Origin of the sequence: Daejeonella sp., assembly GCF_030695525.1 — a bacterium.
Lineage (GTDB): Bacteria > Bacteroidota > Bacteroidia > Sphingobacteriales > Sphingobacteriaceae > Daejeonella.
Map to the genome: position 1 here is coordinate 1 of NZ_JAUYSS010000071.1, position 23,330 is coordinate 23,330.

The 23,330-nt window shown below is 38.1% G+C and carries 19 protein-coding genes and 1 pseudogene; 5 read left to right on the plus strand and 15 right to left on the minus strand.

Translation table 11 applies throughout. The features are described 5' to 3' along the window. Nucleotides 1–81 precede the first annotated feature (81 nt). The 8 genes and pseudogenes from Q8S11_RS16760 to Q8S11_RS16790 all read right to left on the minus strand — a co-directional run bounded on the left by Q8S11_RS16760 (nt 82) and on the right by Q8S11_RS16790 (nt 7,898). Entirely contained in the window at nt 82–426 is a 345-nt protein-coding gene (locus tag Q8S11_RS16760) for a hypothetical protein (protein ID WP_305663276.1), read from the minus strand. Nucleotides 427–685: 259 nt separating this feature from the next. Next, entirely contained in the window at nt 686–2,269 is a 1,584-nt protein-coding gene (locus Q8S11_RS16765) for a hypothetical protein (protein WP_305663277.1), read from the minus strand. Then, nucleotides 2,269–2,511 (minus strand): annotated as a pseudogene (locus Q8S11_RS17900) (four helix bundle protein); the annotation flags it as partial. The gene Q8S11_RS16765 and the pseudogene Q8S11_RS17900, both read right to left, overlap by 1 nt. Nucleotides 2,512–2,648: 137 nt before the next feature. Next, nucleotides 2,649–3,467, minus strand: a complete 819-nt coding sequence (locus Q8S11_RS16770) for a Bro-N domain-containing protein (RefSeq protein ID WP_305663278.1) — start codon at nt 3,465–3,467, stop codon at nt 2,649–2,651. 76 nt (nt 3,468–3,543) lie between these two features. Then, nucleotides 3,544–3,801, minus strand: a complete 258-nt coding sequence (locus Q8S11_RS16775; RefSeq protein ID WP_305663279.1) for a hypothetical protein — start codon at nt 3,799–3,801, stop codon at nt 3,544–3,546. Further along, nucleotides 3,795–4,244, minus strand: a complete 450-nt coding sequence (locus tag Q8S11_RS16780) for a hypothetical protein (RefSeq protein WP_305663280.1) — start codon at nt 4,242–4,244, stop codon at nt 3,795–3,797. Before Q8S11_RS16780 ends, Q8S11_RS16775 begins: the two co-directional genes overlap by 7 nt. Further along, nucleotides 4,234–5,553, minus strand: a complete 1,320-nt coding sequence (locus Q8S11_RS16785; RefSeq protein WP_305663281.1) for an McrC family protein — start codon at nt 5,551–5,553, stop codon at nt 4,234–4,236. Before Q8S11_RS16785 ends, Q8S11_RS16780 begins: the two co-directional genes overlap by 11 nt. Further along, nucleotides 5,553–7,898 (minus strand): McrB family protein, encoded by a 2,346-nt coding sequence (locus tag Q8S11_RS16790; RefSeq protein ID WP_305663282.1) that lies wholly within the window; start codon nt 7,896–7,898, stop codon nt 5,553–5,555. Before Q8S11_RS16790 ends, Q8S11_RS16785 begins: the two co-directional genes overlap by 1 nt. Nucleotides 7,899–8,360: 462 nt before the next feature. Here Q8S11_RS16790 and Q8S11_RS16795 point away from each other — a divergent pair, with 462 nt between their 5' ends. Further along, nucleotides 8,361–9,017, plus strand: a complete 657-nt coding sequence (locus Q8S11_RS16795) for a DUF6266 family protein (RefSeq protein ID WP_305663283.1) — start codon at nt 8,361–8,363, stop codon at nt 9,015–9,017. Between the two features lie 123 nt (nt 9,018–9,140). Here the strand turns inward: Q8S11_RS16795 and dinD are convergent, their stop codons facing one another. From dinD to Q8S11_RS16820, 5 genes are all read right to left on the minus strand, one after another. Next, entirely contained in the window at nt 9,141–9,992 is an 852-nt protein-coding gene (gene dinD, locus Q8S11_RS16800) for a DNA damage-inducible protein D (RefSeq protein ID WP_305663284.1), read from the minus strand. A gap of 249 nt (nt 9,993–10,241) precedes the next feature. Then, nucleotides 10,242–11,087: a polysaccharide deacetylase family protein gene (locus tag Q8S11_RS16805; protein ID WP_305663285.1), complete on the minus strand. Its 846-nt coding sequence runs from the start codon at nt 11,085–11,087 to the stop codon at nt 10,242–10,244. A 22-nt stretch (nt 11,088–11,109) separates the two neighbouring features. Further along, nucleotides 11,110–11,964 carry a sugar phosphate isomerase/epimerase gene (locus Q8S11_RS16810; RefSeq protein WP_305663286.1) on the minus strand — a complete coding sequence of 285 codons (855 nt, stop codon included), beginning with the start codon at nt 11,962–11,964 and terminating at the stop codon, nt 11,110–11,112. A gap of 26 nt (nt 11,965–11,990) precedes the next feature. After that, entirely contained in the window at nt 11,991–13,754 is a 1,764-nt protein-coding gene (locus tag Q8S11_RS16815; protein WP_305663287.1) for a neutral/alkaline non-lysosomal ceramidase N-terminal domain-containing protein, read from the minus strand. 35 nt (nt 13,755–13,789) lie between these two features. Then, nucleotides 13,790–16,792 (minus strand): PVC-type heme-binding CxxCH protein, encoded by a 3,003-nt coding sequence (locus Q8S11_RS16820; protein ID WP_305663288.1) that lies wholly within the window; start codon nt 16,790–16,792, stop codon nt 13,790–13,792. A gap of 324 nt (nt 16,793–17,116) precedes the next feature. Between Q8S11_RS16820 and Q8S11_RS16825 the strand changes: the two genes are divergently transcribed. Beyond that, nucleotides 17,117–18,130 (plus strand): DUF3500 domain-containing protein, encoded by a 1,014-nt coding sequence (locus Q8S11_RS16825; RefSeq protein WP_305663289.1) that lies wholly within the window; start codon nt 17,117–17,119, stop codon nt 18,128–18,130. Between the two features lie 96 nt (nt 18,131–18,226). Here the strand turns inward: Q8S11_RS16825 and Q8S11_RS16830 are convergent, their stop codons facing one another. Both Q8S11_RS16830 and Q8S11_RS16835 read right to left on the minus strand, forming a co-directional pair. Continuing rightward, on the minus strand, nt 18,227–18,556 hold the full coding sequence (locus Q8S11_RS16830; protein WP_305663290.1) for a DUF3276 family protein: 330 nt from the start codon (nt 18,554–18,556) through the stop codon (nt 18,227–18,229). A gap of 123 nt (nt 18,557–18,679) precedes the next feature. Then, nucleotides 18,680–20,470 carry an ABC transporter ATP-binding protein gene (locus Q8S11_RS16835; RefSeq protein ID WP_305663336.1) on the minus strand — a complete coding sequence of 597 codons (1,791 nt, stop codon included), beginning with the start codon at nt 20,468–20,470 and terminating at the stop codon, nt 18,680–18,682. Between the two features lie 248 nt (nt 20,471–20,718). Here Q8S11_RS16835 and Q8S11_RS16840 point away from each other — a divergent pair, with 248 nt between their 5' ends. From Q8S11_RS16840 to Q8S11_RS16850, 3 genes are all read left to right on the plus strand, one after another. Beyond that, a complete protein-coding gene (locus tag Q8S11_RS16840) occupies nt 20,719–21,807 on the plus strand; it encodes a Glu/Leu/Phe/Val dehydrogenase dimerization domain-containing protein (RefSeq protein ID WP_305663291.1) in 1,089 nt (362 codons plus the stop codon). Between the two features lie 36 nt (nt 21,808–21,843). Beyond that, the gene (nusB, locus tag Q8S11_RS16845) at nt 21,844–22,791 is read left to right on the plus strand and encodes a transcription antitermination factor NusB (RefSeq protein ID WP_305663292.1); all 948 of its coding nucleotides are present in this window, start codon (nt 21,844–21,846) and stop codon (nt 22,789–22,791) included. A 67-nt stretch (nt 22,792–22,858) separates the two neighbouring features. Further along, a complete protein-coding gene (locus Q8S11_RS16850; protein ID WP_305663293.1) occupies nt 22,859–23,308 on the plus strand; it encodes a DUF1573 domain-containing protein in 450 nt (149 codons plus the stop codon). The last annotated feature ends 22 nt before the right edge of the window (nt 23,309–23,330 follow it).

The window sequence follows — 23,330 nt, forward strand, 5'->3', positions numbered from 1 at the left end:
AACTTGCTCCGGTATACGAGCAACTATCTCTGAAAGGGGGTCAGCATCCGCCGGAATGGCATGCGTTTCAACGTGACTAAGCTATTTTGGTAGCCGCAAATTGATACCGCTTGGTGGGGTCAACATAGTCCGGAATATCCATTCACCAATTACTTTGATAACTAAATGGGCAATAGATTTGGCAAAACCGGATAGTTCAATCACTTTTCCGAAAATAGCACCCAATAGAAAAACCGGAAAATATAGCTTAACAAAGCCTGCCATTTTTTCCATAAAAATGCCTGAGAAAAAAGCAGGAACCCAGGCCGGATTTATTAAAAGTACTGCCAGCAATGCCGTTAAGGGTGCAAAAAGGATAACACTAAAACCCTTGTATGCGGCATACATTAATAGTAAGAGCGGTAATATGACGAAGACAATATCCATTAAAAATTAATATAACGTGAACTCGACATAATTTTTTAATAACCGCATAGAAACATAGCATTATATAGCCTCTAACCTAAATTTTAGACACAGATAGCCTTGAAGCTTCGCTTCAATCTATGTGATTTACAATCTATGTTTCCTTTAAAGCATAATTAAAGTCAATCTATGTGGTTAAATATTAATCTTTAAATAGTTTAATATTGAACTCAGGTTAATTTAGCTAATTATCACAACCTAAATCCATTGAATCCTGAAACTAATTGGCTTTCTCGGCCCACATTTCATCAATTAATTTAACAGTCCGATCGACCAGAATTTGTCCGCCCTCAGAACCAACGATATTGCTCTGACAAACAGCACTATAACCACCCCCTCTGATGGCCTTTTCTGTCGCCAGATAAGTACCCGGACCTGCAAGCTGAACAACAAAAGTTTGCAAAGCCTTGCTGCGTGCCTGAATGCGGATGCCATAATCGGTAAACAGCTCAAATTGATTGGTACATACTACAACATCCCCAATGCGTAAAACATGTATTTCAGTTTCATAATCAGGGTTTGTTATTTGCTTTTCAAACCGTTTGAGAACATCTCCAAACCGGGTCATTTTTGCATAGTGCTGATCTGCAGCTTTCGGGTCTTTTGCAATAAGGGCTGCAGCTTCATCCCGCACAATTTTGGATTCTTCGTATTCCTTTTTTGTGATTACCCTCACTGGTAATTTGATCTTTTCTACCTTATGAACCAATTGCAGATTTCGATACTGATCATCTTTTACTGTTTTATAGGTTTCCTCGACAGCTGATACAACACGTTCGGCTATATCTTCCATGCGGGTTTTATTGCTTAGTTTAAGCATCCGTTCATCGGCAGCCTTGCGATACATAATATGGGGAGATTGATCTCCCGCCGCACCAATCCAACCCAATACCGTTAAATCATCACCAAATTTTTCCTTTAGCGCCATTCGAACCGGATGCCAGTAATCTGCATTTACCTCCGAACGTCCTTCAACTTCCTGTGCCGGACAGGCAACGTCAATACTCATTGCAATCAGCTTCCCTTCCTTATCCCAAAAGAAAAGAGAATTAATGTCATGATCTTCATACCCTTCCAGGTTACGAAACTCAGGGACATTGGTTTTGCCATACATTGTTGTTGTATTGTCGGCATAAGACGCACGACGGTTATAAGGGATTGCGGCTCTGTTAAGTCCCCAGCTTACACTACCGGGGCTACGGCTATTCCAGGCTTTAACGATCGCATCGGCTACATTCTTTACAAATAGCGCTCTGTATGCACTTACCGGACTTACTCCCCCAGGTATCTTATACAAAAACGAGGATTCATCTAAATTATCTTCCAGTACCGGTGCGGTATGGGTATGTGTCGCGTTCAGAATTATTTTGCTGCCGTCGAAACCGGGTAGCTGTTTTGAAACTTCTATCCGAATCATTGAAAGTAATGGCGTAGGGATATAAACCAGGTCGCAGGAAACAAAAACAGCTGCATCAATGGATTTTGTGCCTTCTCTTGATTCGAGGGCCACTACATTGGCAGTCAGAGGCGTGGCCGTCGTATGCGCAATCCGAAGATTAAACTGACCCATTAAAGCCACCGGAAGGGTAGGACTGATATTTGCCTCAGACTTCCCAATGTATATTTCTGATGCAGATGAATTTAAAGAGCAACATAGGGTTAGCGATATCACAAGCTTCGAAAAGGGAGTGATGACAGGCTTGAGCAAGGGTTTGAGAGTAAAGGCAGAACTTAGCCTGATATGGACTTGAATTTTCTTGGGATTTAAATCCTGATAATTTTCTTGAATTTGTATTGGCCTCATTATTTGGTCGTTTTTGTTTTCTTTGTGATTGCTGTTAAAATCTTTAATATCTCTGTACAATCGATTGCAATATTGTTATGTTGTTCTTTGGTGATATAATCGGTTTCTGCCAGTAAATCAAGCCAATATTCAGTTTCGGCAGCTTCTTTTAATGCGATGGTTAGCTTGCTATGGAAATCAGGCCGGGTTTGGCCGTAAATACCTTCTCTTACATTTGCACCTATGCTTGTTCCGCTTCTTAAAAGTTGTTTGCTTTATACAAACTCCTTTTTCTCTGTTGTAAGAAACTGATACAGCTTTACAATTCGTATGGCGAATTTCTTGCTTTCATCTGCTATGATATTTTCTTTCTCCATCGCTAATTACTAATTATCAACTGCTAATTTTTTGGTGGAAGTGTCTTTTTCGCATTTAAAGCACTCACCACTTTTTTTCCAGTTTTAGCTTCTAGTTCTTTTAGGGCAACCTTGGCAACGTTTCCACCTTGTTTTGCCACTTTTTTGCTTTCCTGGAAATTTTTTGGCTCAACAGCTGCTGAAATATCCTTAGTAGAAGCTTCGGCAAGCATATTTAAAATAAGTTCTGTATTGGTCATATTATCTCGTAGGTTTTCTTTCTTTAAACCTTTCAGGATTTTATATTCTTTGGTGGTTTTATCACTCCATGCTTTAGTAATTATATCAGTCAGTGTTGCAAACTGAATGCCCTCTTTCAGTCCACGTTTTTTCCATTCATCCGTAAGTTCCTTTCGTATTTCAATACTTTTCAGGCGTTGGTTTATCCAATTTTCAGTATACCCTAAATTCATGTATTGTTCCAATGCACGGTCGATACTCAATTCCGGGTCTTGCATTTCGTCTAATCTTTCAGCAGCAACTTTAGCCAACCAAAGTTTAAATGGTTCTGCTTTGGGTGAAGGAATGGATTGTATAAGTCGGAAAAGCTGTTCGGTATCTGCAACATCAGTCATTCTCATTTTGCCATCGGGCGCTGGCATTTTCAAACCGTTACAATTTGTAACGGTTTCATTACCCTCGTCTTTCAACCTCTTTTTCATCACACGCCAATATACCTGTGGATTGGGGCTATTGGTTAAAGCAGCAATTACATCTACAATTGCCAAATACCATTTCTCCTTACCGGCATCCCAAATGGTTCTTACTTTTTTGTCATCGAATACCTTTATTTCATTTTTCATTGCTAATTACTCATTAATAACTCCTAATTGCTCCCGAGTACTCGTTCATATATTCCTTTACCAAACAGGTATTGATTTATTTGGCTGATTCGGGGTCGAGTTCAATTTTGTTTTTACCAAAACTGCCAATCACCATTTGTATCATCACCTTGTCGAAATAACTTTCGTTATTCAGCATTTGGGTATTAATTAATACTTTTTCATCAACCTGATTTTTAATGTCCATCAGTGTTTCGCAAATTTCGCTTTCCCGTTTGGAGATGTTGCCTTTCTCTAAAATGCGTTTGTGCATTCGGGCATACTTGGCATCGTTCTCATATTTGGCTTTCAGCAAATTGTTATACGGTTGAGTTCGGTTACCTGATCGTAAATCTTTTGCAGCGAACCGATATTGTTTCGCATATCGTCCTGCGTTATTTCATCCAGATTTTTCTTGTCAAACAAGCGCTTCAGCTCATTGTATAAATTCACAAATTGCGGGTCGTTTTGGTCGAAGTTGCCACCCAATGCTTCACGGGTTTTGCGAAGCATGTCTTTTAACTGGTCGGCAATTACCATTTCCTCTTCCGAAATTTTTCGGGACATGAAGAGCACATTTTCTAAAGCTACATTCAGCAAATTGGTGGTGTCCACATTGTTTTCAATGTTGGCTTCAAAACTGTCAATATACCACAAAAGTTGATGCGAGGTAGAATGTTGAATTAACCTCGTCACCCGCCATTGAGCCAAACGCCTGTTGGGTGCTGGCCTTCCTTGTCTTGTTTGGCTAATAGTCATTTCGCAATACATTGTCAAGCTTGATTAATAAATTTGTTTCTACCTCAGAATGGTCAACCGAAGACCAAAATGGAACGTCAACGATTTTGATTTTAATTTCTTCATTTTCATTTGATTTCTGAATTTTGAAAACATAATCTTCTGCTAATTTTTCTGAGGTGTTCGGATAAATAAGAATTACTTTGTCTGTTCCTCTTCGATATGCGTAACTGATCATTTGATACATGTCTGCCTGTGAAACGCCTTTTTTATTGTCGGATGATTTCAAATCCCATCTAGGCTTATACTTTGTATCAATAATTACTTTCTCTTTAGTCTTTTTATTTGTCAATAAAATGTCGTGTTGTAAGTTAAATGTTTTCGGATTTTGATGAAGATATAGTTCTGATTTTTGGGATTCAATTTCAAAGTCCTTGCTAAAGTGGTCTTTTAAAAATCCTGAAATGAAATCTTCAAAAACATATTCCATAGGAAATAGTAAGCTCCAATTTTTCATTTCATATTCAGCGTTTGAATAAATTTGATTCTCAAGAATCATCCTGCAACATTGCATCACATCTTCATACTCGTCAAATAAAGTCGGGACTCTTATTTGATTCAGTTGGTCTATCGTACAAGCTTGGTCTTCAACTTCATCAAGTATATGAATGATTTCATGAAGTATTCTTTGCGTTTCAGGTGTTGTCGTTTGTGTTAATAACAGTCGAACGCAATGTTTAATAATTCTATTGACTTTATTGTCGTATACGAAAGGCTCATAATCACAATCAATAAATTGATGTCTGCCATACGACAAGCTTGTTGTATATCTATTAAAGTTAATTTTCCCTCTTGGTGTTAACAATGCTTCTTCCACTTTCTCATATGCAGAGAATGGTTTTGCACTTACAGTTTCGTTGATTTGCTTTCCGATTAAATAAATAATTAGTTCAGGGAAACGGTCAATTTCAAAGTTGTCAAGGAAAGATTGATTAAAGGGGAATTTTATTTTCTTGCAATAGCTAAACCAAAAGAACAGATGCCTATGCATTAAATCCTTATTTGGATATTGCATGTTTTGAAAGACTTTTGGATAAATTTCCAATGAATCATCATTGCAATTTATGAAGCCAACAAAATTATTTGCTTTAGCTTTATTGCCATCAAAAGCAATAAAGGGTTGATAATTTGAGCTATTTACATTGTCCGTTTCTTGATTTTCATCAATCCACAAGTTTTTATAATCTTGCCATAGAAAACGCAAGTATCCTTCAAGACCAATTCTGTCTTTTACTGAAATTTGCTGACCATATTCAAAAAGAGTAAACATTAGCTTGTAGCTTGAATAATCCAATCATACTTTTCAAGATCATATTTTACTCCCCACGAACTGTTCTTAAAAATCTCTTCTACAACCTCCGTTTTACCTGAAAAATACTCCATTAATAGTGGAATGATTTTATTCTTGATAACTTTAAAAGTATCGAGACCTGTCATAAAATATGCGTGTCCGATTAAGTAGTCGGCAGATTTTTTTCGAGAATATATTTCCTTATTGATGTGCTTTAGAAAGTCTCCATCACTTTCTTCCAATTTGCTATAATCAGGAAAGTAACCAATAAATTCAAAACGCCTCCTAAGAGCAATATCAATCAAAGCAATCGATTTGTCAGCGGTGTTCATTGTCCCAACTAAATAAAGATTTGGCGGCACGCCAAATTCTTTATCTCCGTTTGGTAATGTAAGTCGCAATTCGTTTTTAGCATCAATTCTTTTGTCCTCCTCCAAAAGAGTAATTAATTCACCAAACACCTTTGAAATATTTGCTCGATTAATTTCATCTATGATTAACACAAAATTTTTAAGTTTTTCCTTTTGTCCGCTTCCTGATGGTTTTCTTTTTGCTTGTATTAGTTTAGCTAAAGGATTGTAGTAAACAGAAATTCCTGACGTTACCTCTTTAATTCCTTCAACTACGTCTTGAAGTGTTTGAATGCTTAAAGTATGTTGAGTACCACCAGATGGTTTTGTAAAATGAATAGTAGTATCACTTACATCTGTGATTTTATATTTTAGTCCTGAAACCATTGTGATTTCGACACTTTCATTTTTTTCTTCTATAGGTTTAATAATTTCGTTGAAAACTTCACCAAAAGATTTTGCCAAAGCAGTTTGTTCTCTTGAAGCTAAATAATTCTCTTTTGCTTTTTTTGCTATTTCATAAAATATTCCTCTATATGGTTTGAAACGCAAATGTTCGAACTCAATATCGGGTCTGATTCCAACCATAAAGTCTTCATAAGAGTAGTTTTGATGAAATGTAACAAATTCGATTTGACCTTCTTTTTTTAGCTTGTCAAAAATCTGTTTACTGTCTTCATGATTACTTTTAATACCAGTAACGATTTCAACGGCTTTGTCTATGCTGTTATAAGTCTTTCCAGTTCCTGGAGGACCGAATAAAATAATATTGTTCGGATGTTTTTGTATTTCTCCTTGTTCCTTAATTTTTGTTGCTCCTTCAGAGATAAACTCTACTCCAAAATGAGGCTTGAATATATTTTTATTGGCTTCTTCAATTTTGTCAATTGCAATTTCAGTAAACGTGCTGTTGCCACTAGGATAAATGAACTCCTTAAATGACTTTAAAGGCGAAGAGTCTGGGTTATTTGCCGATTTAACATATTCAACTTCTCTATATATCCAACCATTTTCGTCCGTTATATCTTCTGGTACGTAACCCCATGAACCTGCCTTAACTTTTGCAATTGCAAATAACTCATTTCCACCGATTGTTATGTAAACAAAGTCGCCTTCTGTTAAATCATTTTTAAAAGCTTCTGCTTGTCCTTTTTTTGTGTTTTCATGAATAACTATCCATTGATTTTCTTTAAATACGTCTCTTATACTTTCGTTAGCCTTTGTCTTAAAAGAACCATGTGATATTTTATAAAGTCGATTTTGGTTCAATGGAATTGTTAAAAGCTTGTCTTTAATAGGCTCGTCATCAATAATCAAGTTTTTGTTTTCTTCATAAAATTTCAACATTGCCTCAAAATCAAAATTTTCAGGGGATAACTCAATAGGCCCTTTTATATATGAGGCATCTGAATGTCTGTAAATTCCGTATTTGATTGTACCATGATGAAAGTCAGCAAAAATTTGTAAGCCGGTAGATTGTGACGCTTGATTTTTATTAAACAGTGCAAACCATAGTCTATCGCTGCCTTGTTGTCTTGCACCTTGAAAGTCAAAATATATTTGTTTTACTTTATCCTTTAGTTGAAGTCGATTAATAATTTCAGAAATAAATTGTTCGATAAATTCTCTTATTGGATTGTGTCCATAGAAAGTGATAATCGGAAAAAATATTGAATAGTAATTTTTGTAAGCACGATACTGATTTTCCTTTCCAGTTTTATGTTTTACAATGAAGCCTTCGAGAGTTGTTAAGTCGAGTTTATTACCTTCTTTAAGATATTTTAGAACGTCTTTTCTTAAGTCAACAATTACACCAAAACGAGAAGCGTAATAGTCAGATGCTTTTTGAAGCTCGTCTTGCGGGACTGAATTTAATTTTGCTACTAATGCATTGTTGTCGGCATAAAGTGTTGCTATTTCTGTTGAAATTTCACAAACCTCTTTAATACCATTTTTTATTTCTTGTTCTGTCATAATGTCGATTTATTTTCTGTCGGTATCGGTCTAGTAGGCTTTCACCCTTATATATATAAGCTATAAAACCCTCCTAAGCCACCCAAATACGCTGGCTTGAGGCTATTTATCATGCTTTATTAAATATCCCCATTCTCTCCTCAATTACCTAATCCAAATTGAAAATTATAAAAGCAATTAACCCGGATCGTTCAATTTTATATTGAACCAGACTGAAATTGTCAGATACCCGCATCATTCAATTCTTTCAAATTCAGATCAGCAAGTAAATATCAAGTCATTATGCTGTTCTTAAATCAACTTCATGTTAAACGGAGTTTGGTCGAAGTTTGGACGGACTTTAGTCGGACGTATGACAATTGTACCCGACCAACATACGAACAACCTACGACTAAGCAAAGTCTAAAATTTGTATTATTAATAATGTTTAACTATCTTTAATATAGACACTTATCCTATCTTATGGCTATTTTAAATGGTGGTCCAAATGGAGGCTTCAGCGGCAAGGCCGGAAGCGTTGTCGGTTATCAGCAATACGGCAAATGGGTAATCCGTGGTTTGCCCAAATACTCCAAAAAAAATAAAAAAGGCTCGATTAATCAGAATATATGCCGTTCGAAGTTTTCGAAGATGCAGAATATGCTTAAGCCGCTTTTACCCTTCATTCGTGTCGGCTTCAATTTGGAAGCAAAGCGCAATGGCAATTCCGCGCATAATTCGGCTAAGTCATGGAATATGCTCAATGCATTTAATGATGAGGGAGAGATAAATTACGCTGCTTTCCGGTTCAGCATGGGTGATTTACCCGGGGCAGTTGATGCGGCTGTTGAACTGAATGAAGAACAACTTGTCTTTAGATGGAGGGATAATTCTAAGGATGCAGGCAGCCGTGCTGAATGGGATTTGCGTGAAGAAGATCAGGTTATGATTCTGGTTTATGATAACGAATCTAATTCTTTATGCGGTACTTTGAGTGGTGCCAGACGTTCAGAAGAAAGACAGCTTATCAGCATCAGCAAAAATAAGAAGCCTGTTGATCATCCTGCCTGGATTTCCTTTATTTCTGACGACAGGCAGCGTATTGCGAATAGTAGTTATGTAGGGATGGTTAGACTGTAGTAACTGCTTTCCGGTTAGATTGTTAATAGTCAATATAGCCCGATTCAGTCTTTTTAAATTGATTGAGATGGATTATTTTTACAAATTGGAGTGTCTCAATTCCGGCATTCTCTCCAGGTTTTTCTACTTTTTCTTGTTCAGCTTGTTTGTCGTTTTACTTATTTTCTTTTCTTCACTCTCTAATCTGCGTTGCACTTTCTTTACATCTTCCAAAGCAGGTAGGTTTTCAGGTTGCACACCTCTTTGTTTGAGCATTTTACGGACAGCCGTATTGTTGTCCACGTGTTCTTTACCAATTTGTTGTTGCCCTTTCAGGTCTTTTTCTACTACGTTGTGGCTGGTCAGTTCGGCAGCAAAGTCTTTCGCTTTAATGGTAAGTGTTGGCAGAAAGTCGGCTAAAGGCTTATTGTCTGGAATTTGCAGCTTACGTTTCATATCGTTGGTAGAAAAACCACCAAACAAGGCTTTGTCGCCCATACTGCGGATAATAGCAAAACCTTTATCGTCCACTCCACGTTCGTAAATGATACCCGATAATTTCTTTTCAGATTTGCTTAGTTTTTCTCTTGCTGTTACTCTTGCAACGTCTAAAAGTCGCTGTTCGATAATTTCCTGTTTGCGTGTTTGCACGGCAAAGTAAGTTTGGGCAAAAGCAATTTCGTTTTTGGTAGCATCTCCATTTTGAGCAATTAGATAGCAGGCATACCTTGTAAGAGCAATATCGTCTATTTCCCGTTTAGCACCTTTTGCCAAATCTATCATTTTGTTGAAGCCAACAAAATGATTAGAAACAGTCTCTCCTGCATTCTCACAAGATTTTTTGGCTTTGTCAATGGCCTTTAGAAAATTACGCCAATCAGTATAGTTAAATACCTTTTGTAGTTCCCTCGCACTCCAGCATTCAACTCCCTGATACTCGTAAGCTGCTTGTTCAAATTTTTGTAGCAACTCCATAACCAATTCTTTCTTCATCATCTTTCTAATGATTTTTTATGGCAATTAAAATTAAAGAATTTGTTTGCCGTATACTGAATTACGTCATTTTAATATCCTTTGCTTGTTGGCTTAGATCAGGTACGCATGTTCTTTGCGCTCGATCAGTCTGCAGGCTTTATTTTTGATGCATCATTCAAAAATATGTAAATGAAAGGCAAGCCTTGGTTTTATAATGCTTCACTCCAATCAGCTCTTGTCAGCGAATGCTGGAATCTCCACAATCTCAATTTACCCCTTCTGCCCCTTAATATATTTAGCCACAGTCCCAACCGGCGCAATCCATATCCCGTTTGCAGGATTTTGTGCGTATTCGATCAGCTTTTTCAGCATACTCAATCGGGTGGTTTGACTTCCGGATGCACCCATTTCATGGCCGGCAAGAACCAGCCAAGCACCTGACTTCTTTGCATTTTCGATCAGTGGTAAAATTTGCTCAAAATCTTTACCATCCATTTCCATCCCGGTTAACTGGGCAAGATCACAGAATTCTGGAGCATTGGGTCCTTCATCCAGCCAGCCTCTGCCGCTGAGAAATAGTTTTGCAACAACAGGAACGTAACTTTTGGTGTTTTCCCCTCTGCCGATATAGGTTTGTCCGCAAGGATAAGCAAATACCTCAGCCTCTACTCCCAATAGTTCCTTGATATCTTTATTAGCCAGAATTAACTCATTCCGCATTTTTTTCAGTGTATAATTCTCAATGGCCTTTTGCCTCGACCATGGGAAATTACCTGTACAGGGATGGTTGAAAGAATGATTCCCAATTTCATGACCACTCGCAACTGCTTTTTTCCAGCCCTCCAATCTTTGTTTAACAGAATTTGGAACCACATAAAAAGTACCTTTAACGCCATACTGATCAAGCAGTGCGGTTCCGGCATCTACCTGACTTGCACGGGCATCATCGAAACTTAAACTGATAGCTATTTGCTTTCCCTCAGGCCAGGCAAATGTTGTTTCAGCTTTTTGCGCCAAAAGCATTTCAGCAGAAAGAAAAATAGATAATATAAATAGAAATAAATTCTTTTTTGAAGAAATAATATTTCGTTTTGAGATTATTGAAAGTGCTTTCATATTTGGTTGAGAATAATTTCTGTTAATTGACTTTAGTATATAATCCCTCGAAGTATTTCTTTCCCGCAATCACCTCAGCCAGGTTATTCTCCATTTTATGTTCACATTCAACATGAATCACACCCTTATATTGCTGACCTTTTAATTCATCGATTACAGCAGGGAAATTAATGACACCCTTGCCTATAATAACATCATTTGCATCAGGGTTGTTGGATTCATGGATATCTTTCAGATGAACCCCAAGTATTTTTCCCTCCAGTTTTTTCAGACATTCTGCAGGATTTAAACCGCTTCTTTCCCAGTGCCCCAGATCGGCACATACACCAAAATTTGGATGGTCTTTCATCGCGGCGATTACAGAATCAGGATGCCAGTAAAGACTTTTTCCTTTCGCATGCTCATGAATAGCTATTTTGATGTTATATATTCCTGCAAGACTGTCGAGCTTATCCCAAGATTCCTTTTCAGGTTCACATACCAGGTGCTGCATATTCATGTCCTTGGCAAGTTCAAAATAGTACTTCCAGTCAGCTTCAGTTTTAGCCCCACTGACATACATGGATTGCATTTCAAGATTTTTCGCACTGAGCATTTCCTTAATCTCGCTGATGTCTTCTTTTGTCATCGCAGCCATGGTTTTATCATTGAATTCCTTCCCCATATTATGGAAAGAAAATCCTTCCACATACTTCACCCCGGCACTGTCTGCTTTATCAAGGGCATCAGCAAATGAAAAACGGTTAAAAGAATACAAGGCTACTCCCATATTCCATTCAGCATGTTGGTCCTGTGCTTTTTTGGAATTATCAGCACATCCAATCAAAGAAACAGCGAGAAGGCATAAATACCAGAGACTATTTTTAAATGTTATCATTTTATATTGATTTTGAAGATGAATGATTATTTCTTTTTAACCAGACTTAGTTTAATTTCCCGCAGGTCCAACATCCCGGCATCTACGGATGGCTTATTTGATCTGAAAACGATTTTCTGCCGGCCTGGCTTTAGTTTGATTGTTCCAATATTTTTTGACTTGAAAATCTCCCAGGAACCGCTGCGGTCAATAGTTCCGGTCAGTTTTTGTTTTCCGGCTTCGAGAAGAAATTCATTACCAGCTGACTCATCAGAAACTGACCATACCAGTTCTGCATTGTATTCCCCTTCAAGTATCACATCAACATCCCACTCAACCCTGTCTAAATTTGTAAACCATCCAAAAGCCCACCACTCGGGCATATATTTAATTTTTGGCCCAATACCTTTGCCATTGCGGGCAGTCAGCCTTAGCGTACCATCAGCCTGTGATTGAATAGTTGTTGGTATATTGACCGATTGTGGCTGGGATGGAGGACTGCTCTTCATTTCTCCTTCCAGGTATCCCAGAACAGCGTCTTTTAAATGTTTCTCCACTGCTGGTGTGTAAGGAGAAACGGTTTCGATTTCATAGCCACCATGCTTCCATTCTTTTTCCGTAGGCAGATATCCAAGCCAGCCATTCGTATAACCGAAGAAAAATGTAAAGGGAAAGGGTGAGCGATCACGGATCTCGTTTGAGATCTCACAAAATAATTCAACCGGTAGACTCCATATAGCCACATCTTCATTGATCTTCAGGAACCTTGCCGGCAGGAGCACCATATGGTCCCCATTCTCTGTGGTCTGAGTATATCTGGATAAATCCTTGGGCCAGTTTAAATTGGGCTTTCTTGGGGTTTCAACAATAAGTGACCCTGTAAATAGCTTAATATCAGAGCGGGTGGATACTATTTCTTTGTTGGCAGAGAGAATTCTGTCACCTAACAGTACTTTGAATTGACTGAGATGTCCTGCTCTGGGATTTGGATAGACACTGTAGATAGGAGCCAGATTGCCCGCTGCCCCATTGATAAAGAGGAGTGGGACACCTAATTTTTGTTCGACATATTCAGATACAATTCCGGGTGCATCCCCACTGATTTCCGTATGAGCAGGGCCAAGCACAGTTCCATGGATAGCATAATTAGCAATCAGTGCCAGCGGACTACCATCTTCTTTATCCAGACGGATTAATCCAATTTTGCGGTCGACAGCACCTTCCGGATTTAATCCTAAAGAAGCTTTACCATTTTCATCAATCGCCCGGCGGTTAATATTAGCCTGTGAAAACCCCCAGCCAACACCCATTTTGGCTTTGACCAGTTTGTTACGGGCTTCTGTGATGCCTTTTATCAGGGAACGTTCCACCAATGAGGTATAAGCCGTGTCGACATCGTGCTTATAACGATCACCCATAAAAACTTCGGGCAAACCCGGGACACCAACCTCCGGCGCGGAGTGAGTATGGGTTAATGTCCACCAGAAATTCTCAGGATCAATGCCCAGATCCTGCTGAAGGAGTGCAGCTACATGGTCATATTCGGAAGGTGACATGACGCAAATGTCTGTTGAAACCAAAAAGAACTGCTTAACACCATCATCCATCGCGACAATCCGATGGTAAATACGGTCGTGAATACCAGTAGATTTTCTCGCCGCATAGCCCAGTAACATTTTCGGTTCCTCAGGCGTTATATCCACTTTGACAACAGATGCCTTAAATACTTTTTCAGCTTGTTGTCCGAAAGATGCCTTAACGGTAATTATTGTAAGGCATAAGAGAAGAAGTGTTAATCCTTTCAATGACATAGTTTTATGGTTTTTAGTTTTCAAGCGATTTAATATTAAAATTTGCGTAAAAATGCCAGAAGGTCTGCCATTTCCTGTTTATTAATCTTTTTTTCCAGTCCGGAAGGCATTGCAGAAATTTCCATACTCTTTATTTCCTTAATATCCTGACGACTGATCGTTTTCTCAAGTTTGCCATTGTTTCTCAGCGTTATAGCCACATCCGTTTCACTTGAAATAATTCCCTGATGGGATTCTCCATTGTTTAATTCAACATTCCATAGGTCATAACCACTTGAAATTGAGATATTTGGATCAAGGATATTGGCCATGATGATTTCTGCTGTCCAGTTGTGGATTGTGCCGAGATCAGGCCCAAGTTCAATACCCATTTTCCCTCTCACCTGATGACAAATAGCACAGTTTTGTACATATACCTTCTGACCATTTGTTGCATCACCCTTTAACTCAAGAGCTTCCTGATAGGCTTGATTCACTTTTTTTCCATCCTCTTCGCTCTTGGTAAACAGCGTTCTGGCTCTGTTACGCAATTGGTCATCTTTATTTTGCATGAGTTGTACACTTCTGCCAAAACTAACACTGCTGGCCTGAACCTGATTTTTTTCGATTGCATTTAAAAGAAGAATAATCCTGTCATTATTCCCCAGAAATGTTCCTATTGCTGCATCCCTTATTTCAGGGGTTAAAACCGCCCATTTCTGTAAAACATAATCACTGACTACTGTTCCGGGAATTTTGCTCAAGGTTTTTAAAGCGGCCAGTTGAACTGCCGTTTTTTCCTGGGGAACAATCAAATTCTTAAGTAAGGACGTATAAGGGCTTGGATCAGTCAGAGCCAGGAAATTTATCGATTCAGTCCTTTTTGTATCTGAAAGATTGCGGTTAGCAATAATTTTTACGGCATCGGCAATAGCAGTGTTTGTTTGTCTTCCATCGCTCAATCCAATAACTCTCAGCATGTCTAAGGATCCTTTACGCACAAGTTCTGAAGAGTGTCCGAAAAAGGTTTTCACCAACAAGTCCTGATCTTCTTTAAATACATTAATTGATTCCGGAGATTTTGATTTCAGGGATTCCATTCCCGTTGCTAGTCCTTCAAGCATCGCTCCCTGCCATTGATTTTGCTTCCCGGAACTATTGGATGCTGCTCTTTGAAGAAGTTTCTTTATCACTATTTGATCACCACCATTTGCAATCATTGTAGCTAACCGCTGAACTAATGTGGAATATGCAGGGACATCAGACTGGTACTTATTGAGAACTTCTTTTAAAATAGATTCTGTTTGTGAAGAAGAAGCTGTTAATGCAGCAATCTGAACCCATTTATCATTGATGTCCCGGAATAATAATTTATTTCTGACAGTCGCTGATTCATTCGAATTATCATAACCTAATGTCAATAATAATTGCAGCCTGACTTTGGGGTCAATATCATTTTGAAGTGCCAGTAGTGATTTAAGCAGTTGGGGAGAATCATTCAAATGAAGTTCAGCAAGTTTTATTGCATTGCTTCGGATCCCTGGTTCATTATCCTTTAAAGCCCCTTCAATCAGCGCAGGACTTAATTCGGCAATGCCTTCGAGTGTCCAGAGTGCATGGAGTCTGCCCATTGTGGAATTTGGATTTCCGGCCATTTTAATAAGGGCAGGTACTGCTTTTCTGTCCTTTCTGTCAACCAAAAGCCGCTGCGAGTTTGTTCTCCACCAACGGTTGTTATCGGCAAGATGTTCCACTAGTTTTTCAGTACTTTCATCCCCCAGTTTAAGACCTTTTGTCCATTCTGCTGCTTTTTGACCAATTGCTGTTATTCTGTAAATACGACCCTTGTCTGCACCATCATAAAGTCCTCCTGCTTTTACCGCTTGTTCCGACATCCATTCAGGTGACTCGATCATTTTGCGGTAATAATCCAGCATATAAAGTGCACCATCCGGACCCACATAAAAATTAACCGGACGCGACCATGCATCCGTTGAAGTTAGAAACTCCTTATTCTTAAATAGAGCACTTGCTTCAAAGCTTGATCCCTTATCTTTAAGGATGTCGGCATGCACAAGGTTGCTTACCGGTTCGGCCATAAAGCTTATATTCTTATCGTAAGGTGCAGGAAAGGCACCACCATCGTATACGGTTATCCCACAACCGGAAGTCATTACTCCCACATCTGTAAGTAACTGCCTGTCGGGATGAGTCGTTGTTGGAAAAACTTCAGGAGCATTCAGGTGGTCTGACATAGACTGTATGGAACTTGAAATAACCAGATCTTTATTCCGCTGAAAATATCGGTTTGCTATTACTTCATGATAACCCTGGTTGGAATTATTACATCCGAACCAATTTCCCCATTGATCAAAAGCATGACCAAATTGGGTTTGATAGGACAGGGTCTCAATCTTTTTTTCATCAGGTTGAAACCTGATTGATAGCCCTTTAGCATTTTTTGGTAGCTTTTGGGTATTCAATGATCCGGGGAAAATGATTTCTGATCCCTCATCACCAAATTCTTCCTTGTATTCACGCGTTGAAGTTGCACCCTGATGCCCTATGTAAATCCAGTTATCCAGTCCGTACATTGGGTTATTGGTATTGTGCTGAGGATTTGATAGCGCAAAGCCGCTAAGTACAGTGTCACGGAAATCGGCTTTTCCATCATTGTCAGTATCCTCGAGATAGAGCAAATTAGGGGCGTCAGTAACCAGAATGCCTTTTTTCCATCGCATAACCCCGGCCGGGAGGATTAAATTATCGGCGAATACTATTCGCTTATCCATCTTTCCATCCCCGTTTGTATCCTTCAACAGAATTATATTACCACTTCCGCTTATATCCAGAGGATATCCATGCATCTCGACCACATACAGGTTACCATATTCATCAATTTCCATGTCTACCGGATCTGAGATCAGGGGTTCTGCAGCGATTAATTCAATTTTGAAACCAGGAGGGACTTCAAATGTAGACAGTGCTTTATCTGAATCAACACCTGAAGTTCCTGCTTTATTTTTACAACTACTTATTAATAAAAGAACTATGAACATAAAGGAGTACGTTATTCGATTGAAATAATAGGTATTTATGCTCATAGAATATTCTAATATTAAAGATGTTATATCGTATTTTATTAAATAAAGCTAATTATTCTCTCCATTGTTTTCAATCTTATATTGAATAAGGTTCAGAAGAATTAATAAATTGCGGGTAGAATTTATTTTTTACCATTAAATTGTAATGTGCCGAAAAAATAGTTTTAGCTGTGGTATTAAATTCCGGAAATCTAATATTTTATACGAATAAATTATTTATTCGACCATTTCATTGAAATTAATAGAAATTCAATACTAATCTGTTATATGTACCAAATAATGAAAAAAGCATTATTGTTTTGTGTATTCCTTTTTATCCGGGTCTCCGTTTGGGGTCAGGAAACTGTAAGCACAGCGAATAGTTTTATAGCATTGCTCAGTGATGCCCAGAAGACTGAAACCGTTTTCCCATTTGATGTCGAAGAACGCTATAATTTTCATTTTGTGCCGTTGAAAAGGAGGGGGATCACCTTTAATGAAATGAATCCACAGCAACATAAACTGGCCCTGGATTTATTACGCTCTTGTGTTGGAGAAGAAACTTTTCAAAAAACCAAAGAGATTATGCAATTGGAAGTGGTTTTGAAAGAATTGGAAAAAAGGAAACCAGAAGATAACTATCGTGATCCTGGTAATTATCACTTTACAATTTTCGGGAATCCTTCAACTAAAAGCATTTGGGGCTGGAGGTTTGAGGGACATCATATTTCATTCAATTTCTCTTTCAACAGAAAAACACTCGTAGCAGGCACTCCGGGTTTCATGGGAAGTAACCCTGCTATTGTACTTAACGGTCCGATGTCGGGTAAACAAGTCTTGAAACAGGAATCTGACAGTGGCTTTGCTTTGATCCATTCCTTAACTGCCGGGCAATTAAAAAGAGCCATCATTGATACAGTAGCCTTTAAAGATATACTGACCTTTGATAAGCGTGAGGCTCTGCTGGGAAAACCGGAAGGAATCCGATATTCCGAATTATCAAAAGGACAACAATCCTTAATGTTGCAATTGATCAGGGTTTATGTTTTTAGATACCGACCTGATTTTGCGGAAAAAATGATGCAGGACATCCAAAAGGAAGGTTTGGAGAATCTTTGGTTTGCCTGGGCGGGATATACCAAACCTATAATTGGCAAAGGATCCTATTACCGGGTTCAGGGTCCGACACTGGTTATTGAGTATGATAATACCCAAAACAATGCCAATCATGTTCATTCAGTTGTTCGTGATTTAAAAAATGATTTTGGTGGGGATTTGTTACTGGATCATTACAGAAAAGGTCATTCCCATTGATTTGGAGCAACAGGCATAGATAAAAAAAGTCCCAATACAATTTCTTGTTTGGGACTTTTTTAATTTATTGTATGGTTCTGTCAATTCATATCAGAACTATATTTCAAAAGAAAAATCATCGCTTCCCTTTGCAGGCTCAATATGATTTTCTGTATATTCATATCGCTTTTCTACAACTTCCTGGTGAGCTTTGATATAATCTATTGTTTCTTTAAGACCTTCAGCAAACTTTTCAAAATCCTCTTTGTAAAGGAATATTTTGTGTTTAATAAAAACACCGTCTTCTAAACGCTTCTTACTTTCAGTTACTGTAACATAGTAATCGTTTGAACGTGTAGCTTTAACATCGAAAAAGTAGGTGCGCTTCCCTGCTCGTACCTTCTTCGAAAAAACCTCTTCTCTTTCTTTGTTGTCGAAATCTCCCATTTTCATATTTATTTTGATTGGGGTAAATATAATAGATATTAGTAAAGTAACAAATTGATTTTTTTTGAACAAAATCCCATTAGCAATTCTTCACTCTCCATTTTCCATTCTCCATTCCTTATACTATTCCCCAGCCGTCTGCTCCTCCAATAGTTGTTTTTCAAACAAATCAAAATAACTCCCTTTAAGGGTCATTAATTCATCATGTGTACCCTGTTCAATGATTTCTCCACTATCCATAACCAGTATTCTGTCTGCATTTTTAATGGTGGATACTCTGTGGGCAATTAAAATACTGGTTTTATTCTTCATAATCTTACTCAGATTATTAAGAATTTCCTCCTCAGTCCGGGTATCTACAGCTGAAAGACAGTCATCAAAAATAAGAATCTGTGGTTCTTTAATGATAGCTCTTGCAATAGAGAGCCTTTGTTTCTGCCCACCGGACAAGGTAATTCCCCGTTCCCCAATCAGTGTTTCGAAGCCCCTGCCAAATTCCATGATGTTGTTAAACACTGCTGCATTTTTAGCAGCCATTTCAACATTGCCAGGTTGAGCTTTCTCCATTCCGAAAGCAATATTATTGTAAATAGTTTCAGAGAACAGGAAAACTTCCTGCGGAACAAAGCCTATTTGCTGTCTGAAGTGTTGCAAATCAAGCTGTCTTATAGATTTTTCATCGAGTAATATTTGTCCATCATCGGCATCATACATGCGCATCAAAAGATTCGCAATGCTTGATTTTCCTGAACCTGTTCTTCCGATAATGGCAAGAAACTCGCCAGTTTTTACCTCAAATGAAATGTTTTTTAGCGCCTGTATACCCGTATCGGGATACCTGAAGTTTACATTTTTGAAAGTAATATTTCCTTTTAGTTCTGTCTTTTCTCCTGAGACAGAAATAATCTCCGGCTTTGTTTTTAAAAATTCATTGATCCTTTTTTGTGAGGCAGCAGCCCTTTGTATCAGGGAGGTAACCCAACCGAGTGACATGACAGGAAATGTAAGCTGATTGACATAAACAATAAATTCAGCAATATTTCCGGAAGAGATATTACCATTCATAACTTCAATACCTCCAATATAAATTGTTAGGATGGTACTAAGTCCTACAAGTAAAAGCATCATAGGGTAGAAAAGTGCCTGGACCTGTACCAGAGACATAGAATGTGATTTATAGTTTTCGCTTTCAGCATTGAATTTTTTCCGGATGTCATCTTCCCGGACATAGGCTTTGATCACCCGAATACCTGAAAAGGTCTCCTGGACAAAGCTTGATAATGATGAAAGCTGCTGTTGAATTTTTTCACTTCGATGGTTGATCATTGAATGAACATAATAGATCGTAATCGCCAGAAGAGGTAGTGGCAGCAACGAAAATACAGTCAGTCTTGTATTGACACTGAACATGGATATGATAATCAGAATAAAAAGAACGCTTGTGTTAATTGTGTACATAATTCCCGGCCCAAGGTACATTCTGACTCTGCTTACATCCTCAGTTACCCTATTCATCAGGTCGCCTGTATTATTTCTGCGATAAAAGGCCATCGACAGTTTTTGATAATGCTGATAAATCTCATTTTTCAGATCATACTCAATATGCCTTGACATCAGAATGATTGTCTGTCGCATAAAAAAAAGGAATATTCCTCTGAGCAAGGCTAATATGAGTACAATTGCACCAAATAATAATAAACTTTGGCCAAATATCCTGGAGATGAGCTCCTGACGTTCAAAGCCATCGAAAAGCCTGAAAAGTGCAATATTTTCATTCACAAGATCAAAGGATATACGTATCACCTGTGCTGGAAGCACTGCAAAAAGATTTGAGACTATAACGAAAAGGATACCCGGCAATAAGCGCCAGCGATATTTATAGAAGAATTTATTGAGATAAGCCAGTTCTTTCATCTGATTCCTGTCGTGCAAAAGTAGATAGAATTTAGGGAATTGATGGCTAACAAGGGACAATAGGGTAAACGAATTTTTGCTAGTCAAGCCCGTAATGACAATGTATTGCTTAGAGAATAAGGAGTTTTCCGCTTATATCTGTCATCTGACATCTGACATCCAGCAACAAGAAAAACTATTCCAAACCATTATGAAAAATTAAAACAACATTTTTTACTACTTTTGTGAGGTAAAGCCAGGCATCCAACATGATTTTATCTCAATTTGAAGAACATTCAGTTTTTAGTCAGCTTGACACATTTGGTCATCAGAAATTAGTTTATTGCAGTGATCCGGGTACCGGATTAAAGGCTATTATCGCCATACATGATACCACATTGGGCCCTGCATTAGGAGGGACACGCATGTGGCCTTACAAGTCAGAATCAGAAGCACTTCATGATGTCTTGCGTTTATCACGCAGCATGACCTATAAAGCAGCGATAACAGGTTTAAACCTGGGCGGAGGTAAAGGAGTAATTATCGGGGATAGCCGATTACATAAATCAGAGGCTCTGATGCGTAGGTATGGCCGTTTTATTGAAAACCTGAACGGGTCATTTATCACAGCTGAGGAGGTAGGAACCAATCCCAGGGATATGGAATATATCCGAATGGAAACGAAATATGTAACCGGTGTACCTGAATCTATCGGAGGAAGCGGTGACCCTTCTCCCGTGACAGCCAGAGGTGTATTTATGGGAATAAAGGCTTGTTTGAAAGAATGTTTTGGAAATGATAGTCTCGCCGGCAAAGCTATCGCAGTACAGGGAATTGGGCAAGTTGGTGAGAATCTGGTTTCTTTACTGAGAAATGAAAATGCAAAAGTTTATATCAGTGATATTAATGAGGAACGTTTGGCACAAATAGCCCAGAAATATGGGGCTATTGCTGTTGCAAATAATAGCGTATTTGATCTCGATATCGATATTTATTCACCATGTGCTTTGGGTGCAACGGTTAATACAGAAACTATAAATCGTCTTAAATGTTCTATTATTGCAGGATCAGCGAATAACCAGCTTGCTGATGAGGTTGTTCATGGCAAAATGTTACTCGAAAAAGGTATAATGTATGCGCCTGATTACCTGATCAATGCCGGTGGTTTGATCAATTGTTATTCAGAAATTGCCGGCTTTAATAAAAAGAAGACATTTCAGATGGCCGAAAATATTTATGAAGCCACCCGAAAAGTATTGCAAAAGTCAAAACAAGAGAATATTCCGGCGAATGAAGCGGCAAATAAAATTGCTGAGAAACGGATTGAGGATATCAGAAAAATAAAAGCTTCCTATTGATTTAGGATCAACAAAAATAAAAAATCGTTCTTATACATGTTAAATAGAAGGCATCTGAGGGTTAAAGCATTGCAGGTATTGTATTCCTACCAGCAATCAGAGGTAAAGGAAGTATTGCCTTTTGAAAAGGCGCTTTTACAAAGTGTAGATAAGGTACATGAGATGTATTTCTGGTTACTTTCACTATTAATTGAGGTTGCAGATTACAGTATCATTGATGCAGATGAACGGGCCAACAAACATTTACCCTCTGAAGCTGATCTTAATGCCAGTGTGAAATTAGAGAATAATCTCTTTATCAATTCATTAAAGCAGAATTCCGAATATATTGCGGCTGTCAAAAAGTATAAGATTTCCTGGAATTTTGATCCTGAAGTGAGTAAATCAATATTCATTGCTTTAAAGAATTCGCCTGAATATGTCTCATTTAATAATCTTCCGGTACACACTATCCAGTCAGACAAGGATATAATCAAGTATATCTTTAAAAAACTCATCCTTAAATCACCGGGTATTGAGCAGGTCTTCGAGGAAAAGTTCATTAACTGGCCGGTGGATAAGGAAGTGCTCCAGGCTCTGGTAGCTAAAACATTTAAGAACTTTTCGAGTGAAGATCCTTTAGAGAATAAACTTGCCAAGGTTTGTTCAAACTGGGATGAGGACCGTCCTTATATTCTGGATCTGTTTAAAAAGGTGGTCGCTTTTGAATCTGAATATCAGGAGATGATTGCACAAAAGACAAAAAACTGGGATTCAGAGCGTATTGCAGTGATGGATACCCTGTTGATGAGGATGGCCATTACTGAGCTTATTCATTTTTCTTCAATACCTGTCAAGGTCACCATGAATGAATACATTGAAATTGCAAAAGAATTCAGTACGCCTAAGAGTAATTCATTCATAAACGGTATTTTAGATAAAATTTTGGCGGACTTGAAAACTTCAGGAAAGGTTCATAAGTCAGGACGCGGATTAATGGAATAATTTTTTTTAAGCCGCCTTATAAATGTTATTTTGTACAGTATAAATATTAACAACAACTATAAAAAAAATGAGAAAAATTTTTTTATCAATAGCATGTCTGGTGGTTTTAGCAGCATGCAATAATCAACAATCAGTTGAAAGCACGGCCGACTCAAAGGAAACAAGTGAAATTGCGGCAATAGATACTGCCAATGCACCTGCATTCAAATTCGAAAAAGAGGTTTATGACTTTGGTAAAATCAACGATGGGGAAGTTGTTACCTACGATTTTAAATTTAAGAATATAGGTAATACACCTTTAATTATAAGTAGTGCAACTGCAACCTGCGGTTGTACAGTGCCTCAATACCCAAAAGAGCCTGTTGCTCCGGGTGCTGAAGGAGTTATTCGTGTGGTTTTTGACAGTGCCGGAAAGCCGGGTATGCAAAACAAAATAGTAAGTCTTACAGCCAATACAATTCCATCCCTAACCGAACTAAATATACTTGGAATGGTTGAGGCAGCAGAAAAAAAATAGAAATCAATTTTAATCAATATCA

Bases quoted from the DNA above. Each gene is read 5' to 3' on its own strand.
- Q8S11_RS16780 (WP_305663280.1), bottom strand. From the start codon at position 4,244: ATGACTATTAGCCAAACAAGACAAGGAAGGCCAGCACCCAACAGGCGT.
- Q8S11_RS16760 (WP_305663276.1), bottom strand. From the start codon at position 426: ATGGATATTGTCTTCGTCATATTACCGCTCTTACTATTAATGTATGCC.
- Q8S11_RS16805 (WP_305663285.1), bottom strand. From the start codon at position 11,087: ATGAAAGCACTTTCAATAATCTCAAAACGAAATATTATTTCTTCAAAA.
- Q8S11_RS16840 (WP_305663291.1), top strand. From the start codon at position 20,719: ATGATTTTATCTCAATTTGAAGAACATTCAGTTTTTAGTCAGCTTGAC.
- Q8S11_RS16850 (WP_305663293.1), top strand. From the start codon at position 22,859: ATGAGAAAAATTTTTTTATCAATAGCATGTCTGGTGGTTTTAGCAGCA.
- Q8S11_RS16765 (WP_305663277.1), bottom strand. From the start codon at position 2,269: ATGAGGCCAATACAAATTCAAGAAAATTATCAGGATTTAAATCCCAAG.
- Q8S11_RS16825 (WP_305663289.1), top strand. From the start codon at position 17,117: ATGAAAAAAGCATTATTGTTTTGTGTATTCCTTTTTATCCGGGTCTCC.
- dinD (WP_305663284.1), bottom strand. From the start codon at position 9,992: ATGATGAAGAAAGAATTGGTTATGGAGTTGCTACAAAAATTTGAACAA.
- nusB (WP_305663292.1), top strand. From the start codon at position 21,844: ATGTTAAATAGAAGGCATCTGAGGGTTAAAGCATTGCAGGTATTGTAT.
- Q8S11_RS16835 (WP_305663336.1), bottom strand. From the start codon at position 20,470: ATGAAAGAACTGGCTTATCTCAATAAATTCTTCTATAAATATCGCTGG.
- Q8S11_RS16770 (WP_305663278.1), bottom strand. From the start codon at position 3,467: ATGAAAAATGAAATAAAGGTATTCGATGACAAAAAAGTAAGAACCATT.
- Q8S11_RS16810 (WP_305663286.1), bottom strand. From the start codon at position 11,964: ATGATAACATTTAAAAATAGTCTCTGGTATTTATGCCTTCTCGCTGTT.
- Q8S11_RS16830 (WP_305663290.1), bottom strand. From the start codon at position 18,556: ATGGGAGATTTCGACAACAAAGAAAGAGAAGAGGTTTTTTCGAAGAAG.
- Q8S11_RS16795 (WP_305663283.1), top strand. From the start codon at position 8,361: ATGGCTATTTTAAATGGTGGTCCAAATGGAGGCTTCAGCGGCAAGGCC.
- Q8S11_RS16790 (WP_305663282.1), bottom strand. From the start codon at position 7,898: ATGACAGAACAAGAAATAAAAAATGGTATTAAAGAGGTTTGTGAAATT.
- Q8S11_RS16820 (WP_305663288.1), bottom strand. From the start codon at position 16,792: ATGTTCATAGTTCTTTTATTAATAAGTAGTTGTAAAAATAAAGCAGGA.
- Q8S11_RS16785 (WP_305663281.1), bottom strand. From the start codon at position 5,553: ATGTTTACTCTTTTTGAATATGGTCAGCAAATTTCAGTAAAAGACAGA.
- Q8S11_RS16815 (WP_305663287.1), bottom strand. From the start codon at position 13,754: ATGTCATTGAAAGGATTAACACTTCTTCTCTTATGCCTTACAATAATT.